This is a genomic window from Nocardia pseudovaccinii NBRC 100343, from assembly GCF_001613225.1.
GTDB classification, from domain to species: Bacteria; Actinomycetota; Actinomycetes; order Mycobacteriales; family Mycobacteriaceae; genus Nocardia; species Nocardia pseudovaccinii.
This window is the reverse complement of sequence record NZ_BDBY01000167.1, coordinates 23,133-40,458: the sequence shown is the minus strand read 5'-3', so window position 1 is coordinate 40,458 and position 17,326 is coordinate 23,133. Positions and strand designations below refer to the sequence as shown.

The following is a 17,326-nucleotide window of genomic DNA, read 5'->3' as shown; positions in this document are numbered from 1 at the left end:
TGCTGGTGCTGATGATCGATGGCACTGTGCTCAATATCGCCATTCCGTCCTTGATCCGGGAACTCGACGCGACGCCGTCGGATGTCCAGTGGATCCTCGACGCCTACGTCCTCGTCTTCGCTGGACTGTTGCTCACCGCGGGCAGCCTGTCCGATCGGTTCGGCCGACGGCGCATGCTGGTGATCGGGTTGGCACTGTTCGGCGCGGCATCGCTCGCGGCAGTGTTGGCGACCGAGCCGTGGCAGGTGGTCGGGGCGCGCGCCCTGATGGGCGTCGGCGGATCGCTGCTCATGCCGTCGACCCTGTCCATCCTGATGACCACCTTCGCCGAGGACGAGCGGCGCAAGGCGATGGCGGCCTGGTCCACCGTGTCGATGGTCGGCATCGTGCTCGGGCCGACGCTGGGCGGCTTTCTGCTGCAGCACTATTGGTGGGGTTCGGTATTCCTGCTGAACATCCCGGTCGCGGTGCTCGCGATTGTGGCCGCGCTGGTGCTGATGCCGGAATCGACCGGTCAGCAGCGGCCGGTCGACCTGATCGGCGTGCTGCTGTCCATCGTCGCGCTCACCTCGACGGTCTACGTGATCATCGAGCGCGAGTGGAACATTCCGATGATCGGACTCGCCGTGGTCACCGGGTTGGCGTTCGTGGTCTGGGAGAGCCGGTCGGCGCATCCGATGCTGCCGCTGGCGGTGTTCCGCAATCGCGATTTCACCGGCACTTGCTGCACGCTGCTGCTGATGGTGTTCGGTATGGGCGCGATCATGCTGATGCTCACCCAGTACCTGCAATTCGTACTCGGCTACGGGCCGATGAAGGCGGGACTGGCGCTGCTGCCGTATGCGGTGGCCGCCGCGGTGTGCAACGGTCTCGGCGCGACGCTGGGCAAGAAGTTGAGCAATAAGACGCTCATCGTCGCCGGTCTGCTCGTCATGGGCGTGGCGTTCGCGATCCTGGCCGTCGGTTCCGGATACTTCGCGGTGCTGGCCAGCATGCTGGTCATGGGGATCGGCGGCGGTCTGGCGGGTCCGGCCGCGTATGCCGCGATCATGAGCGCCATTCCGCTCGAGCATGCGGGCGTCGGCTCGGCCATGAACGACACGCTGCAGCAGGTCGGCATGGCGATCAGCATCGCGATCCTGGGAAGCGTACTGGCCGGTGTGTTCACGTCGCATATGCCCGATGACGCACCCGTCGCCGCACGTGAATCCATCGGCGCCGCATTCCAACTCGGATATGTCGAACCGGCCAAGGAAGCGTTCACCGATGCCATGTCGACCGGCGCGTGGATCAGCGCGGGCTTCAGCGTCGCCGCCGCACTGCTCGGGTTGCTGCTGCTGCGGACACGGCCCGCGCCGCGGGTCGACACACCGGAGGAAGTAACCGTGTCATAGCTGGCATCGATTTTTCGCTCCGAATCCGGTCGCTTCGCACCGCAGGCTCGGCTAGGCTCCCCTCGACCTCCTTGCCGCGCATACGAGTACATTGCACGGGGAGTTGCTCGAGCAGGCGAGTCGAGCCTGCACGGGGCGTTGCGAAGAGCGAATAATCTGATGACTGAACGGAATACCCGAATGAAGCTTTGCGATAGCACTGCGGCGGCGATCCTTGTCATCGGTGCCGTGACCTTGGGCGCCGGAGTTTCGCATGCCGAACCGGTCGCCGCGCCCCCGCGGCAGGACATCACGTACTCGGTCAAACTAGTCGACAAGACAGTGGTGGCCAGCGTGCGCAATGGCACCTTCACCCTGTCCAAGGCGGCGGAAAGCGAGCTCGCGGCCGGCGGCGACGGGCGGCTGGTCGACAAGGACGGCACGCTGGTCGATAAAGACGGCAAGGCCGCCGATATCGCCGATGTGGTCGATGTCGTCGATCTGGCCGACACCGACGGTCACGTCGTCCTCACGCTGCCGCTGCGGTTCCGGGCCGCCGATACCGACATTCCGGTCAAGCCGGTGGTCGAAAAGGACGGCACGGTACTGGAACTGGCGCCGCAGAAGCCCGCCGGACTCGACATCTCGCAGCCACTGGCCATCAAGCCGGTCGCATCGATGAGCGAAAACAATGCCGCCCGCAATGAATTCGCCACGCAGTTCGGTCTTGCCACGGCGGTCGGCGGCTTCGTCGGCACCGCTATCGGCGCGGTCGTCGGCTGTGTCGCCACCATTGCCGCAGGCTGCATCCTCGGGTTGACCACCGGCGCGGCCCTCGGCGGGATCCTCGGCACGATTGTCGTGGGCGGACCGGTGCTGATCGCCTCCGGCGTGGATTACGTCAACACGATGATGGCTCCGGACGGCACCACCCGGTTCGCGGACAAGACGACGACCCAACCCGCGCCGCCCGCACCGAAGTAGTTCCGCGGAACAGACTCCCTCACCCGCAGAAGGCGCCGTCTACCAGGTTGTCCATTGCACCCTTGTAGCCGAGGCCGAACAGGGGTGGGACTTGGTTGAGGCTGACGGTTATCGCGCGGGTGGGGGTGTAGCCGCCGAAGACGAAGAAGCCGTCCATGGCGCCGCCGTGGCTCCAGATATCGATGCCGCAGGCATTGGTGCGGTGGAATAGGCCGAGGCCGACATCTTCGGGAAGGGCTGGGTCGCCGCCGTGGATGGTGTGCTGCATTTCGGCGAGTTCGGTTGGGCGAAGCAGTTTTCCGGACAGGAGGGCGGTGAAGAAGCGGTTCAGATCGGCATCGGTGGAGACGAGCGCGCCATCGGCCAGGCCCCAGCCCGGGTCGATATCGGTGATGTCGACCTGGGCACCGTTGAAGATCTGATACGCGCGCGGGTGTGGACCGCGAATCACGTTCTCCTGCGGGAATGCGGGCCAATAGGTGTCTTGGAGATCCAGCGGGATCAGGATCCGGGAGGTCACCTCGACGCCCAGCGGCCGTCCCGTGACCTGCTCGATCAGCTTTCCGGCCAGCAGGTAATTGGTATTGGAGTAGCTGAAACGCGAACCGGGCGCGAACAGCGCGGGCATATCCAAACCGAGTCGGATCAACTGATCCGCGGTTTGGTACCGCTGCAATGCCTCGATCGACCCCCAGTCCAATCGAAGGAGATAGTCCGGAATACCGCTGGTGTGCTGCAACAGATTTCGGACGGTGATCAGATTCCCGTCGCCGCCCGGGCCGCGCACCACACCGGGCAGATAACGCTCGATCGGAGCGTCGAGTTCGACTCGCCCCTCGCCCACCAATTGCAGCACCACGGTCGCCACGAATGTTTTGGTATTGCTCGCGATCCGAATCTGTGCGTCATCCGGGAACGGAGCGCCCGTCGCGAGATCGCCGACGCCGCTATTGATCTGAGTCGCGTCGCCGTCGGCCGTCACGACCAGCTGCCCCCCTGGCACGAAAGCCGAACGGACCAGGTCATCCAGCCTGGCTTGCAGCACCTGGGGGTGCACCGTGGCCGGTTGGGCCGAGGACGCCGCGAGATGCGGCAGCGAAATCATAAGTGCGGCAACCAAAGCCGTCGCTACATTGAACCACCGCATCCATCCTCCTTCGTCGCGACCCGCTCGGCCGGTCCTCCGGTGCGGACGGTGGCCCCCGCGCGGGTCCCGTTCGGGTCGAAGGAGAATCCGGCGCTGGCGCGTCGTTGGTCGGAATGTCTTGTCGGATCAGCCGTTATAGGACACATGCGGTGTCCAGTCGTCGAGGGGGCGGACGGCGGCGGCGTGCAATGCCGCGGCGACCCGCTCCCGGGTAAACGCACCTTCACCGAGCACGCCATTGATCTGCACCGCGACCGCCCGGAAACCGTCGGGCGCCATGGTGGTGTCCAGGCTGGTGACGAGATTGCGCACCGCCGCCTTCTGCACACCGAGCGATGCCGCTTCATGCCACGGCTTATCCGCCGCGGCGCTCCCCGTGACCAGCACGCGCGCGCCGGGGGCGAGGAACGGCCGCGCGGCCTGCACCGCGGGCAGCAGCGCCGCGGCGCCGATCGTGAAGTCCTCGATCAACTCCGCCACCGTCAACCGCAGCGGATCCGCCTGCCGGAAGATGCTCGGGTTGAAGTGCAGCACGTCGATGCGCCCGTGCCGCTCGCCCACCGCGGTCACAACTCGAGTGACATCGTCGGGATCGGCCAGATCCACGCCGACACCTTCGGCATCGAAACCTTCGCCCAGCAATTCCTTCGCCAACGGCTCGGCCTCCGCGCCGAGCCGACAGGCCAGCACCACTACATACCCGTCGCGCGCGAAAAGACGGCCGACGGACAGCCCGACGCCGGGACCGGCACCGAGGACGAGCAACACGGGAGCAGCCATGTATACGAGACTAGATCGTCAATCTGTGCAGATCACAATGTCCGATCCTTGCCTGCCCCGAGCGCTGTCGGTAACACTGGCAAGGTTGAGCGTGGCAACAAGTCGTTAGCGGGTATGACCCGGACATGCGCTGGTGTCGTGACCCGAGACGAAAGCTGAGGCGGCGAGAATGACCCGGGAACTAGGCCGCCGCCATGGATGACGACACCGTCGAGCTTCCCAAAATCACCGAGACTCACCGCACCGGGCACCGGCGAGCAGCGCACCGACGAGCGGACCCGAAACCCCATCGCGCCCGCAAAGCGGCAAAGATCGCAATGCGCGTCCTGACGTCGATCGCCGCTCTCGCCATTGTGTCCGGCACCGGATTCGCCTGGTCGGCCAAGAACGAATTCGATAGCGGCTTCACCCACACCGACGCGATCGGCAAGGATGCACCACGTTCACTCGGCGGCGATCTGAATATCCTGCTGATCGGCCTGGATACCCGCAAGGACCTCGACGGCAACGACCTGCCGAAGGCGATCCTGGACCAGTTGCACGCCGGCGACGGCGACAACGGCGGCTACAACGCGAATTCGCTGATCCTGCTGCATATTCCCGCGGATATGCACAAGATCGTCGCCTTCTCCATTCCGCGCGACGACTATGTCGCGGTCTCCGGCATTCCGGGCTACGACCACGCCAAGATCAAGGAGGCTTACGGGCTGAAGAAGGCCGCCACCGAGACCAAGCTGGAAAACTCGGGCACGAAGGACAAGGTGGCCCTGGAACGCGCGGGCCGCGAGGCGGGACGGGCATCGATCGTGCAGACCGTGCGCAATCTGGTCGGCGTCCCCATCGACCGCTTCGCCGAAATCTCACTCGTCGGCTTCTACGATCTGGCCGACAAGCTCGGCGGCGTCGACGTCTGCCTCAACCATGCGGTCGACGACAGCTACTACTCCGGCGCCGTCTTCCCCGCGGGCCCGCAGCATCTCGATGCCGCCAATGCGCTGTCCTTCGTGCGCCAACGCCACGGATTGGAGAACGGCGACCTCGACCGCACCCACCGCCAGCAGGCCTTCCTCACCTCGGTCGCCAAATCGCTGAAGGACACCGGCACGCTGACCAACTTCAGCAAGCTCTCCGGTCTCATGGATGTGGCACACCGCGATATCGTGCTGTCCGACGGCTGGAACCTGCTCGACTTCGCCCGCGACCTCGGTTCGGCGGGCTCGATCTCGGTCGAATTCCGGACGCTGCCGGTGCTGCGCTACGACAATATCGACGGACAGGACGTCAATATCGTCGATCCGGCGGCCATCAAGAAGGAAGTCCGCGCCGCCTTCGGTATCGAAACCACGCCGACCACCTCGACGCGCACCCCGACCAGCATCGTCGATGTCCGCAATGCGAGCGGATACACCGGCCGGGCCGCTCAACTCTCCACCGCTCTCACCAAGCGCGGCTATCCGGCGGGCACGGTGGACAACGGCACCACCCGCGCCACCTCCACCATCACCTACGGGACCGGCGCCGAGACCGATGCCGCGCAGCTCGGCGACCTCCTCGGCCTCACCGCGACCGTATCGCCGAATGTCGAACCCGGCCACATCAGCGTGGTCGTCGGCACCGATTTCACCATGCCCACCGAACTCGTGCCGACCACCAGCGCGTCCGCGACCACCACCTCTGCCACACCCGCACCCGATGCGGGCAAGCCGGTCGCGACCACAATCGGCAGCAGCGTGCCCTGCGTCAACTGATGCGGATGTTCGCGCAGGTCACACCCGCGGCGGCGAACCACGCCCGAAATGGCCGGTAAACTACGGCACGGGCCAGTATGTCGTAGGTGCGCCGCAGGGAACGCACGGCGAAACACAGGAGAGTCATGTCGAGTCGCCGCTTCCGGTGGAGAGCAGCTGCGGGTTTTGCATTGGTGATGATGTTGCTCGTCGCCGGATGTTCATCGAAGTCGGAAGCGCCGACCACCCAGGCCGGACCGCCGCCGCCCCCGATCGTCATCACGCCGGGCGGTGGCAACAATATCGATCCGCTCGCGCCGGTCGTGGTGACCGCGAACGACGGCATGCTCACCTCGGTGAAGCTCACCAATGAGGCGGGCCGTTCGATCGAGGGCATCTACACCCCGGACAAGACGGCGTGGAAGCCCGTCGATCCACTCGGTTACGGGCACACCTACACGATCAGCGCCGAAAGCCTCACCATCACCGGCCGCGTCGGGCCGACCACCTCGACCTTCAGCACGCTGGCGCCGAACAACCAGACCAAGGTCTATATGACCACCACCGGCGGCACACCGCTGACCGACGGCGGCACCTTCGGTGTCGGCACCGTTGTGGTCGCGCATTTCGACGAGGACGTCCCGGACAAGGCCGTTGCGGAGAAGCGGCTCTCGGTGACGACCAACCCGCCGGTCGAGGGTTCCTGGTACTGGCTCGACAAGCGCAACGCGCACTGGCGGCCGCAGCAATACTTCGCACCGGGCACCAAGGTGACCGCCGCGGCCAACATCTACGGCGCGGATCTCGGCGGCGGTCTCTACGGCCAGGAGGACACCAAGACCACCTTCACCATCGGCCCGTCGCATGTCTCCATCGCCGATGACAACACCAAACAGGTGCAGGTCTTCGAGAACGGCAATCTGATCCGCACCATGCCCACCTCGATGGGAAGGGGCGGCAGCGAGGTCATCGGGGGGAAGACGCTGACCTTCTGGACCCAGCCGGGCATCTACACCGTGATGGACAAGGGCAATCCGGTCATCATGGACTCCTCCACCTACGGCCTGCCGGTCAATTCCCGGCTCGGCTACAAGGAGGCCATCGGCTGGGCCACCCGCATCAGCACCGACGGCATCTATCTGCACCAGCTCGATTCCACGGTCTGGGCGCAGGGCAGCCAGAACCTCTCGCACGGCTGTCTGAACCTGAGCCTCGCGAATGCCCAGTGGTTCTACAATTTCGCGATTCCGGGCGATGTGGTCGAGGTCCGCAATACCGGCGGCGCACCGCTCGAGGTCTGGCAGAACGGCGACTGGGGCGTGCCCTGGGACGAGTGGGTCCAGGGCAGCGCGCTGCACTGAGTCTTTGTCGCCCGGACAGAATTTCCGGGCGAAAGTTCGTGGTGTGGCAGAATCGTCGGCATTATGACCGTCTTGACCAGCGCTTCTCCGGACCGATTGCCCCGGGGGCCGCATCGCTTGACCCGGGACGAAGTCGTGACGTCACAGCGCGAGCGGCTATATATCACCGCACTGGAGGCGGTCGCCGAACTCGGTTACGGCCCGACCACGATCACCGATATCGTCGGCCGGGCCCGGGTGGCCCGGCGCACGTTCTACGGGTTGTTCGAGAGCAAAGAGGAATGCTTCACCGCCGCTTTCGATTTCGCGGTCGACGTCATCACCCGTGAACTCGATCGGGTGGTCACGGAATCGGGTGCGGACACCTTCGTCGAGCTGGTGCGCACGACGCTGGAAACGTATCTGGAGTTCTTGGCCGCCGAGCCGGGCGCCGCACGCGCGCTGCATATCGAAACCCTCGCCGCCGGACCAGGACTCATCGCCCGCCGGGCCCGCACGCACCGTATGTTCGGCTATCGGATGGTGGCCGCGGCCCGAATCGGTGTGCGCGCGGGGGAAGTTCGCGCCGAACCCGATCCCGGGCTGATCGATGTGCTGCTCGGCGGCATCGACGATCGAGTCAGGGCCACCCTGATCGAATCGGGGCCGCAGGAGCTACCGGCCTTGGCGCCCACACTGACTCGTGCCGCACTGGTCTTGCTCGGCTCCGGCCCGGCCTGATTCACCAGCCCGGCTCGCCGTCGACCGGAATGTTCACCCAGCTCGGCTGATTCGGATCCAGCTCGATGTGCTGCGGCTTCAATCCGCTCTCATTGAGCAAGGGGCGCAACGGAAGACTGCTCGGGAAGTTTCCGGCGAAGATGTCGACGCGCAGGCGGTGGCCCGGTTGCAGCACACCGTCGGTGGCGAACATTCCGATATCGATGACCGTCGGCTGACCGGGCACGATCGGTTCGCGGGTGTCCAGGGTCAGATAGGGGTAGGGGTCGGTGTAGTCGCCGTTGGCCGAGCGGGTGGCCTTGCTCTCGTCGACGGCGCGCAGGGATGCCGTGCGCTGGCCGTGTGTCCACTGGGTCGAACGTCCGTCCGGCGCAACGTCGTTCAGGGTCACGGTCCAGTAGCCGTCGGTGGCGTCCAAGACGGTATTGAGGTGTATCGCGATCGGGCCGGAGAGCTGCGTCGGCACGGCGACCGGCGCGCTGGTGAAGGTCAAGCCGTTGGTCTCCGCGATCCGCGAATCCTTCGTGCAGATATCCGGCAGCGGCAGAATGCCCGCCGTACCCTGTGCACCGTCGCGTGAGCAGAGCGTGGTCAAGCCGGGTCCGATCGAAACCCGCGCGGGTCCGCCCGGCTCCCCGGTGAGGCTGCCGTCGTAGGCGCTGCCCGGCGCGGTGCCCGAGACGGCCGCGTTCAAATACATACGGCGGTAACCCATATCGGGCCGCGGGAAGGCCGAGGTGTGGGTCCAGCCGCCGCCCTGCTGCCACAGGGTGACCTGGTCGTAGTCATCGATGCCGTTGTCGATGCCCTTGAGCCACTTGTCGAACCACGCGCGCTGCAATACATCCAGGGCCGCCGGTCCGTCGGCGTCACCCATGCCCGAGCCGGTGGTGATGTGATAGTTGTTGTCCATCACCAGCTTCTTCTGGCTGTCGGGCACATTGATCGCGTTGTAGACCCGCGGCGAGGAGTAGGCGAAGATGTCCTGCCAGCCGCCGTAGACGAAGGTGGGCACATCGATGCGATCGGGATGTCCGATCCAGGCCGTGCGCAACGGGCTTTGATCGTCGAGCACCGAATTCATTTCGGGCGGAATCTGATCCATGCTCTGGGTGCCCAGCGCCATGATGATCATATTGAAGAAGGTGAACGGGTCACGGACGCGATCCGCCAACCAGGTCCAGTCGAACTTGCCCGCCAGCATGGAGACCACATCGGGAATCAGCTTCGTACCGTCGACGGCGAGCAGCCATTCCGGGATGAACCCGATGCCGAGCGCGCCACCGGGTGCGGCCACGTCACGGATCAGATCGCTACCCGGCACGATCGGGAAGATCGCCTGCAGCGCAGTGGGTCTGCGCTCCGCGGTCTGCAGCTGGTTGATGGCCGAATAGGAGATGCCGCTCATGCCGATCTTGCCGTTGGACCACGGCTGCGCCGCGGCCCAGTCGACGACCTCGACGCCGTCCTGCTGCTCGCGATCGCCGAACACCTGCCAGGTGCCCTCGGAGAAGCCGGTGCCGCGCACATCGACGACCACCTGGGTGTAGCCGCTCTGCACCAGTTTGCGATCCACCGCGAAGGTGCGCGCGGTGCCGCCCGCCAATGCCTGTGCCAGATCGCTGATCCCGCTCAGGCCGTAGGCCGAGAGATCGAAGCCGTGCAGCGCCTGCATCAGCGGCTCGGCCAGGCCGGGGATGGCGAGCACGGAGTCGGCGATATTCGCCACCAGCTTGGTGTACGGCGTGAGGTTCACGATGGTCGGCGTCGGCTCGACGATCGGCTGGCCCGAGGCGTCGGCCGGGTGGTACACATTCGCCTTCAGCACCGTGCCGTCACTCATCGTGATCGGGATGTCCCAGTCGATGTAGACGTTCGGATACTGTTGCGGCCCCGCATGAGTCGCGGTCAATTGCGCATCGAGACCGAGCGTGGCCTGGGTCGGTGCGGCGGCGACCACCACTCCGGCAAACACGGTGAAGGTGGCTATCGCAGCAGCCACTGCCTTAATCGGACGTCGACGTCGGATCATGCTTGCCAAACCCTCCCGGCAATGAGGAACTACCCCGTTCCCATCAATGAGTGGGTACATTAACGTGCATCACCGTTGGTGCGCAACCACGACTCACCACAACGCTCTGTGCAGCACACCTTGGACCGTGGACCACCATTAAGTTGCCAAGCATTCTCTCGAACCGACGGTGTGACAAGCGAATCGGCGTCACCCAGCGCCGCTACTCAGGTTCCACGTTGGATGGCTTTTCGTGTTCCAGCGCCACTTGCCTCGGTGTCGGCTCTCTCGTTCGCACACGCCTTGTTCGCGTTCGCCGATTCTCGGCGGCGATCGTCGTCGTGTTCACGGTGAGCGTCGCGCGTTCCGGGTTGCTCTTTCGGCTGAATCCGGCCGACTTCAAACACTTTCACCGGGACTACATCTCCGGCGGAACGTCCTCGGCCTCGATGCGCTCGAGGGGGAGCACATCGACACTGGGCCCTGTCGCCAGATGCTCGAATTGGGCAGGCGTCATCCGTCCAGTGAACTGGCCCATTACCGGAGTCAGGGAGTCGTCATTGCGTCGGCGTGCAGCGTACATCCAACGGTGATCCTCATCGAGCAGCCACAGATGCCCAATGGCATCCCGATAGAAGCCGGGCTCGTCCGGTAATGCCATCAGTCAACGATTCCCGCGTAGTTCGCCAGCGCGCGCAGCTTGTTGCTGGCCCGCCGTTCCTGCTCAGCGGTAGTCTTGATGGCGATCTTCACCGCTCGACTCTTCTGGAAGTACTCAGGCGCGGCCTCCCGCGCGTTCTGGAGCGCTTCGACTGCACGGTCGGGATTGCCCGCCGACAGTTCGGCCCGTGCGCGGTCGAGCCAGAAGTGCGCCTTTCGCTCGCGCGGATAGCTGTCGGGCAACGTTGTCGCATCGGCGATCTCGATTGCCTTGCCGACGCGCCCGAGGTCGACTGCGGCGGACAATTCGAACAGCTGGACATTGGTCGGGCCGACGATCGTGCCGTACGTTTGGCGGTCGCCAACCCGTTCGCCGAGCGCATGCGCTTCGGCGAAGTGGGTGTCGGTGGTGTCGGCATCGTTGGCGGTAGCGGCCAGGCCCGCGCGTCGCATGTGCAGCGCACATAGGACCGCAGCGCCCGCCTCTTCGTCTGCGAGCGGCTCGACTTCGGCAATCGCCTGATCGGTGAGCTGCACGGCCTGCCGAGTGGCACCGACCCGCGCCAACGCCGCCGACTTGACGTACTGGGTCGTCGCCAACAGTAGTGGGTCGTCAGTCGAAGAATTCGACGCCATCGAGACGCCCGCGCCGGAGCTGGAAACAACTTCCGCGTTGAGGGTGGCGTTCATCGACATCGACGCCGCCTCCGTCATCGATACCGAACTGCCGCAGCGGATCCCGCTCGTTGGGCCGCCAACTGCGGTGGATCTGCCAGTCGAATTGGTCGAACGCATCGCAGACGCAATCCGCGAGTGGGCCGATCAGTGAGGATCCCCGCCAACAAGATTCCCACCGCCGCCACCTACCGGCCCGCTACCACGGGATGCCTACTTCCACTTTGTGGGCGGCCCTCGGTGACGGCACCATCCCCGGCCTCTCATGTGGGTCGACAACCTACCTGGCTGGCCGTCGTGACGCGTGGCCCGTCACAACAAGGCGGCCCGACCCCGTACGGCGGTCCGGGCCGTTCTCGCAGCACATGATGGAGGAACCAAAATGAAGATCGGCATTAGAGCGACCCTCGCCACGAGCGTGGTCGCCGCAGCGGTCATGAGTGCTGCCAGTGCGCACGCAGCACCGGTCGTCCCGGTGGCCGACAAAATTGTCTGCTTCGTCAGCGCGATCGAACCATGGAAGACCGGCCACAACTCGGTCGCACCGATCAACTTCGGATTCAAGGTGCACTGCACCGGCCAACCCGCGCTGCGGAACGTGACCACGAAGTTGTGGCGGTACGACCCCAAGGACGGCAAGCAGTACATGCAGACCGAACGCAACGACACCTCCACCAACCCCGACGTAGAAACGCTGTACTCAGCGTCGTGCTCGTCGACAGGAATCCTCTACCAGTTCCACACCGAGGCAATAGTGAACGCGTTTAATGGCAATTGGGATCGAGGCAGCGACAACAGCAGCAGTGTCGCCGCGATCTGCTGACAGCAACGAAAGGGCTGAGTCGATGCACACCCTGGACCATCCAGCGGTCACCGTGGCTATCGACGCCCTGACCGGCGCTGATCGTGATCTCGTCCCCGTCAGCGCCATCGTGCGGGACGACATCGCCGCCGTGGTTATCGATGGCGAACAAGGCCGATGGATTGTGTTCGCCCACCCTGGCGGCGGCCAGTGGGCGACATCGGGCATCACCTATGGCGCGCCACGTCCGACCGGGCCGCGCGCCGACTCCACCGCACCCCACCAACCGTTGCAACGGCTCAGCACACGATTCCGCGCCGGAGCCGATGGTGAGCCGGGGTGGTTCGCAGTCATTGGTCAGGCCGCCAACGACGCCGTATCAGTGTCGGTTGTGTCCACCGTTGAGGAACGCACCGAACCCCTCGACGCCAACGGACTGGCCTTCGTAATAGTGCGCTGTGGCGCCGAGGAACGACCGCCCGTCACGGTCAACACCCGCGACGGGCGGCAGGTAGTAGCCTCGCCGCTCGTCGCTTGACACGCCGAACGCGTGAACCCAAGTTCGTCGATGCTTATTCGTCCGGTCATGGGTTCAGCGCCGCAGGTCACGGCCTTCCGGTATCCCAGTCCTGCGGGCGGATGCGACGCCGGTCGAGTCGGACGCTGAACGTTCCGCCCGGCCAGGTCAGGGTGTTGGTGCCGCCCTCATCGATGAAGTAGCTGGTGCATCCGCCGGTCGACCACACCCGGGTGCCGAGCAGTTTCCGTGCCCGCGTGACCCATTCGCGCTCGGCCCGCTCGGACGGGCTGTAGCGGCGAATCCCCTTGGCGCGCATGTACTCGATCGTCTTGGCGATCAGCTTCGTGGTGGGTTCGATGGCGAGGAACTGCGAGGTGTGCGGCAGTGCGGTATTCGGTCCGGTGACGGCGAACAGATTCGGCAGCCCCGCGAAGGCGATGCCGCGATACGCGCGAAAACCATCGCGCTGGAACTTCTTTCGCGTAGAGGTCGTCGCGGTACGGAAATCGGGGAAGTGGGCGATGGAATCCTGGACGTGGAATCCGGTGGCCCACACGATCGCGTCGACCTCGTGCAACTCCCCGTCGGCGGTGCGCAGGCCGGTCGCGGTGATCTCGGTGATCTTCTCGGTGCTCAGCCGCACATTCGGGCGGGTGAACGAGCTGTAGTACTCATCGGAGACCATCGGTCGCTTGCAGCCGAATGCGTAATCGGGCGTGAGTTTGCGCCGCAACTCGGGATCGGGCACTTGCTCGGCCAGCACCTTGCGGACGACCCACTCGTATACCGAAACCAACCGCGGATGGAATTCGGCGAAGTGCATGGCCTCCAGGAACAGGAAGACGAATCCGCGTGCCGCCAACCGAATCGGCGGCACGGTGCGCAGTATCTTGCGTACCGTCGGCGGAATCGGCCGGTCCAGACGCGGAATCACCCAGGCCGGAGTGCGCTGGAACGAGATGAGCTCACCCGCCGACTTCGCCAGCGCGGGCACGATCTGCACCGCGCTCGCCCCGGCCCCGACCACCGCGACCCGCTTGCCCGCCGGTTCGAATGACGGGTCCCACTTGCTCGAATGCATCTGCGGCCCAGTAAAACCGGAGCGGCCGGAAATATCCGGAATAGCCTCGGCATGCAGGGAGAAGTAACCCATGACAACGGCGCGGGCCCGGACCAGTCTGCCGTCGCTCAGCCGCAGCACCCACTGTTCGGCCTCGTCGTCGAAATCGGCCTCGGCCACGTCACTGTTCAGCCGCACATGCCGCCGCAGATCGAAGGTGTCGACGACCTGCTCGGTGTAGGCACGCAATTCGGGCTGGGTCGCGTACACGCGGGTCCAATCCGCGTTCGGTGCAAAGGAATACGAGTACAGCACCGATGGCACGTCGACCGCGCAGCCGGGATAGACGTTATCGCGCCAAGTGCCGCCGATGGCGTCGGCACGTTCCAGGATGACGAAGTTGTCATTGCCGAGGCGTCGCAGGTTCACCGCGACGCCGAGCCCGCTGAAGCCCGAGCCGATAATCGCCACATCGTAATTCGACATGGATGTCATCCAGCGGCTAGTTGTGTGCGGTCCGGCAGGAGCAGTTCGGTGAGCTCATCGAGCGCGGCATCCATGGCCCCGGTGAGATACGACATCGGCGGCAGCTTGTCCTGGACGCCGAGCACGCCGAAGTGCAGCCCGCCCGAGTAGCCGATGCAGGTGAAGTTCAGCGAATTGCCGTGCATGAGCAGTGAGATCGGATAGATCGTCTCGAGCCGAGCACCGTTCCAGTACAGCGGGTTTCGCGGTCCCGGCACATTGGAGATGCCCATCGGGTGGGAGGAGGCGGTGTTGGTGAAGCCGAAGCTGAGCCCGAGGATCCACGGCAGGGTGACCGCGAGCCCGTAGCCGATGACCTCGTTCGGGGCCATCGCACCCATATGCTGCTTCGCGGCGCGGATGTAGTACTTGACCGCGCTCAACCGGTCGCGCGGATCGGCGATATCGGTGGCCAGCGCGGTGAACATCATGCCAGCGCGGGTGCCGGCGCGAGCGTCGTCCTCCTCGCGCAGATCGGTGGGCACGCCCGCGGTCAACGACTCTTCGGGCAACGTGGCGTGATCGGTCAGGTAGCCGCGCAGCGCCGTGCTGACGAGGTAAAGCACGATGTCGTTGATCGTGCAGTCACCCGCCTTCGCCAATCGCTTGAACAGCGCGAGGTCGTAGCGACGCCTGGACAGATCGCGCCCGGCGGTGATGGTGCCGTTGAGAATGGTCTTCGGCTGTTGATATGCCTTCTGCGCCATGGTCTTATCGCCGCGTGCACGCCGGAAGGCATCGCGGACGGCGGATCCGACACCGCGCAACAAGGCCAGCACGCCGGTCAATGCGGCGAGCAGGGCACGGAACGGATTCGCCCTACCGGCTTCCGCCGATTCGGCGGCCGGGCGCACGGTGAACAGGTCCGGCACATCGCGGGCGGCGGCATCCTCGGTGAACGTATCGGTGAACAACCGCATGGCCGATGCGCCGTCGAGCAGGCTGTGATGCACCTTGAGCAGGAGCGCGAAACGGTCCTGCGCGAGTCCTTCGATGACGTGCAATTCCCATGGCGGACGGCTCATATCGAGCTGCTTCTGATGGATCGACGACACGAGTTCGGTCAACTGGTCCTGGCTGCCCGGCTCCGGCAGCGTCCACTCCCGGATGTGCTCGCTCAGGTCGATATCGTCGACCTCACGCACCATGGCCGCGACACCCGGTGGCGGGAACTTCAGCGGGCGGAAGTTCCACGGTTGCGGCAGGCTCGCCGGTGCGTCCAGTCCGGCCCGCCACTGCCGCAGGAATTGCGCCGCCCCGCCCTCGGGTGCGGTGAATTCCAGCAGGAAGGCGATATGCATCGGCATATCGGGTGATTCGAGCGACAGCCAGACACCGTCGGTCGCGGTCAATCGATGCAACGACATCTACATCCTTAGAGTGTGCTCGGCGAATGGGGTCAGGCGGGTCGTCGGATCAGGTCGAGATCGAGATCGATGGGGATGACGGCGAAGTGGAAGCGATCCTTCGGCGCCTGCGCACCCGCGGGCAGACGCACCTCGAAGTTCCGGCAGACCATGCCGGTCACGTTCTTGATCTCCAACATCGCCAACCCGCGTCCCGGGCAGAAGCGCGGACCGGCCCCGAACGGGGTGGAGACCTCGGGCCGATGCGTGCCGTGCTCGGTGCGCAGCCAGCGATCCGGATCGAAGCGCAGCGCGTCCTCGAAGTTCTTCTCCTGCAGGCTCGCATGCTGCACATTGACGATCACCCAGGTGCCCGCCGGGATGTGCACACCATCGATCGTGGTGTCGACGGCAGCCTCCAGTCCGACGATCGGGGTCGTCGGCCGCAGCCGCATCGATTCGGCGACAACGGCTTCCAAGTACGGCTGCCGGTCCAGCGCCGAGGGGATCTCGGTGATCTCCTCGCGAATCCGTTCCTGCACGGCCGGATTGCCCGCGAGGTGGTAGAGCAGCCAGGCCATGGCATTGCTGGTGGTGTCCTGACCGGCGATCAGGATGGTCAGCGCCTCGGCGAACAGTTGGTCATCGGTGAAGGAGGCGCTGCCGTCGTGGGCCAGCAGGAAGGCCTCGATGAAATTCCTCGGCGCCGCAGGCAGATTCGCGCGGGCCCGACTGATGACACCGGTGAGATCGGTACGCAGCGCGGCCAGTGCGCGCTCCAGCGCCCGGTCGTCCGGAAGCTTGACGTAACGCCAGTACGGGAGCGGGCTGTTGATCCGCCGGTTGATGAGCGGGAAGATCAGCTCCAGGTGCCGCTGGATGATGTCGCCGGACTGTTCGATGGTGTTGATGTCGTAGTCGAAGGTCAGCTTGGCGGTGACGTCTACCGTGTAGCGGGTCAGGTCGGCGCGAATATCCTTGGGCGACTGCCGTTCCCAGCGCTGCCGCAGCCGTCCGGTGATCGTCTCCAGAGTGGGATGGAAGCTGCGCAGATGCGAGGCATTGAAGGCGGGCATGGCCAGCTTGCGACGCAGCCGCCACGCCTCACCCTCCAGCGAGAACAGTCCGTTGGACCCCATCTCGTCCATGACCGATTCGATCGCCGACTGCCTCCGGAACCCGCCGGGCCGGTCACGGAATATCTCGCGGTTCAGATCGGGATCACTCACGACCACGATGTGCCGCCCCGGCATCTTCAACTGGTAGAGCGGGCCGTACTCATCGCACCACTCGTCGAACTGACGGTGCAGCAACGAGGGCCGCATCTGCGGGAGATTCCCCAGCAACGGCCATCGGCTCGGCCCCGGGAGATCATCCACGGTCTTGGCGGGTGAGATCGAGACGGACAAAGCTGGCCTAACGTCTAAAGGAACTGGTGGAGTCTCGGCGGACGAGAAAAAGCCGCGAGAATCTTGTCTCGAAGCACAAAGAAAGGTCCGCCGAGTTTGTTCATGAATGCGACCGGAGTCGAAGAATAACGACAGCCTCCCCGCAGTCGAAACATTCGGCCAGACTATTTGGACAGCCTGCCGCCATTAATGCCGAGGCGGGCGATGACTCAGCGCGAACAATGGC

General features: G+C 65.0%; 16 protein-coding genes. 8 read left to right on the top strand and 8 right to left on the bottom strand.

Going from position 1 to position 17,326, the window contains the following annotated elements:
• Window positions 1-2 precede the first annotated feature (2 nt).
• Together NP3_RS19560 and NP3_RS19555 are read left to right on the top strand one after the other, a co-directional pair.
• Complete coding sequence (locus NP3_RS19560) at window positions 3-1,394, top strand: MFS transporter (protein ID WP_063824823.1); 1,392 nt, start codon at window positions 3-5, stop codon at window positions 1,392-1,394.
• 180 nt (window positions 1,395-1,574) lie between these two features.
• Window positions 1,575-2,357 (top strand): DUF8020 domain-containing protein, encoded by a 783-nt coding sequence (locus NP3_RS19555; RefSeq protein ID WP_063824822.1) that lies wholly within the window; start codon window positions 1,575-1,577, stop codon window positions 2,355-2,357.
• A gap of 19 nt (window positions 2,358-2,376) precedes the next feature.
• On the opposite strand, the gene NP3_RS19550 is transcribed toward NP3_RS19555, so the two are convergent.
• Window positions 2,377-3,504 carry a serine hydrolase domain-containing protein gene (locus tag NP3_RS19550; RefSeq protein WP_063824821.1) on the bottom strand — a complete coding sequence of 376 codons (1,128 nt, stop codon included), beginning with the start codon at window positions 3,502-3,504 and terminating at the stop codon, window positions 2,377-2,379.
• Between the two features lie 126 nt (window positions 3,505-3,630).
• On the bottom strand, window positions 3,631-4,284 hold the full coding sequence (locus NP3_RS19545) for an SDR family NAD(P)-dependent oxidoreductase (RefSeq protein WP_063043030.1): 654 nt from the start codon (window positions 4,282-4,284) through the stop codon (window positions 3,631-3,633).
• Window positions 4,285-4,478: 194 nt separating this feature from the next.
• Between NP3_RS19545 and NP3_RS19540 the strand changes: the two genes are divergently transcribed.
• The 3 genes from NP3_RS19540 to NP3_RS19530 all read left to right on the top strand — a co-directional run bounded on the left by NP3_RS19540 (window position 4,479) and on the right by NP3_RS19530 (window position 8,092).
• Window positions 4,479-6,032, top strand: coding sequence for an LCP family protein (locus tag NP3_RS19540; RefSeq protein WP_063043029.1), 1,554 nt, complete (start codon window positions 4,479-4,481; stop codon window positions 6,030-6,032).
• A 125-nt stretch (window positions 6,033-6,157) separates the two neighbouring features.
• Window positions 6,158-7,372 (top strand): L,D-transpeptidase, encoded by a 1,215-nt coding sequence (locus NP3_RS19535; protein ID WP_063043028.1) that lies wholly within the window; start codon window positions 6,158-6,160, stop codon window positions 7,370-7,372.
• A gap of 135 nt (window positions 7,373-7,507) precedes the next feature.
• Window positions 7,508-8,092, top strand: coding sequence for a TetR/AcrR family transcriptional regulator (locus tag NP3_RS19530; RefSeq protein ID WP_245721024.1), 585 nt, complete (start codon window positions 7,508-7,510; stop codon window positions 8,090-8,092).
• A gap of 1 nt (window position 8,093) precedes the next feature.
• On the opposite strand, the gene NP3_RS19525 is transcribed toward NP3_RS19530, so the two are convergent.
• The 3 genes from NP3_RS19525 to NP3_RS19515 all read right to left on the bottom strand — a co-directional run bounded on the left by NP3_RS19525 (window position 8,094) and on the right by NP3_RS19515 (window position 11,459).
• Window positions 8,094-10,124: a CocE/NonD family hydrolase gene (locus NP3_RS19525; protein WP_063043026.1), complete on the bottom strand. Its 2,031-nt coding sequence runs from the start codon at window positions 10,122-10,124 to the stop codon at window positions 8,094-8,096.
• Between the two features lie 397 nt (window positions 10,125-10,521).
• Window positions 10,522-10,764: a hypothetical protein gene (locus tag NP3_RS19520; RefSeq protein WP_063043025.1), complete on the bottom strand. Its 243-nt coding sequence runs from the start codon at window positions 10,762-10,764 to the stop codon at window positions 10,522-10,524.
• Window positions 10,764-11,459, bottom strand: a complete 696-nt coding sequence (locus NP3_RS19515; RefSeq protein ID WP_157124404.1) for a hypothetical protein — start codon at window positions 11,457-11,459, stop codon at window positions 10,764-10,766. Before NP3_RS19515 ends, NP3_RS19520 begins: the two co-directional genes overlap by 1 nt.
• On the opposite strand from NP3_RS19515, the gene NP3_RS48065 reads away from it, so the two are divergent.
• The 3 genes from NP3_RS48065 (at window position 11,443) to NP3_RS19500 (ending at window position 12,778) form a co-directional block, all read left to right on the top strand.
• Window positions 11,443-11,592: a hypothetical protein gene (locus NP3_RS48065; protein ID WP_157124403.1), complete on the top strand. Its 150-nt coding sequence runs from the start codon at window positions 11,443-11,445 to the stop codon at window positions 11,590-11,592. The two genes, NP3_RS19515 and NP3_RS48065, sit on opposite strands and share 17 nt — an antisense overlap.
• A gap of 228 nt (window positions 11,593-11,820) precedes the next feature.
• The gene (locus NP3_RS19505) at window positions 11,821-12,261 is read left to right on the top strand and encodes a hypothetical protein (protein WP_157124402.1); all 441 of its coding nucleotides are present in this window, start codon (window positions 11,821-11,823) and stop codon (window positions 12,259-12,261) included.
• A 22-nt stretch (window positions 12,262-12,283) separates the two neighbouring features.
• On the top strand, window positions 12,284-12,778 hold the full coding sequence (locus tag NP3_RS19500) for a hypothetical protein (RefSeq protein ID WP_063043021.1): 495 nt from the start codon (window positions 12,284-12,286) through the stop codon (window positions 12,776-12,778).
• A 67-nt stretch (window positions 12,779-12,845) separates the two neighbouring features.
• Here the strand turns inward: NP3_RS19500 and NP3_RS19495 are convergent, their stop codons facing one another.
• Genes NP3_RS19495 through NP3_RS19485 form a run of 3 tightly spaced genes read right to left on the bottom strand, consistent with a single transcriptional unit; the run spans window position 12,846 to window position 17,070 of the window.
• Window positions 12,846-14,306: a flavin-containing monooxygenase gene (locus NP3_RS19495; protein ID WP_169814518.1), complete on the bottom strand. Its 1,461-nt coding sequence runs from the start codon at window positions 14,304-14,306 to the stop codon at window positions 12,846-12,848.
• A 5-nt stretch (window positions 14,307-14,311) separates the two neighbouring features.
• Complete coding sequence (locus tag NP3_RS19490) at window positions 14,312-15,712, bottom strand: wax ester/triacylglycerol synthase family O-acyltransferase (protein ID WP_063043019.1); 1,401 nt, start codon at window positions 15,710-15,712, stop codon at window positions 14,312-14,314.
• A gap of 32 nt (window positions 15,713-15,744) precedes the next feature.
• Window positions 15,745-17,070 carry a cytochrome P450 gene (locus NP3_RS19485; protein ID WP_169814517.1) on the bottom strand — a complete coding sequence of 442 codons (1,326 nt, stop codon included), beginning with the start codon at window positions 17,068-17,070 and terminating at the stop codon, window positions 15,745-15,747.
• Window positions 17,071-17,326: the final 256 nt, after the last annotated feature.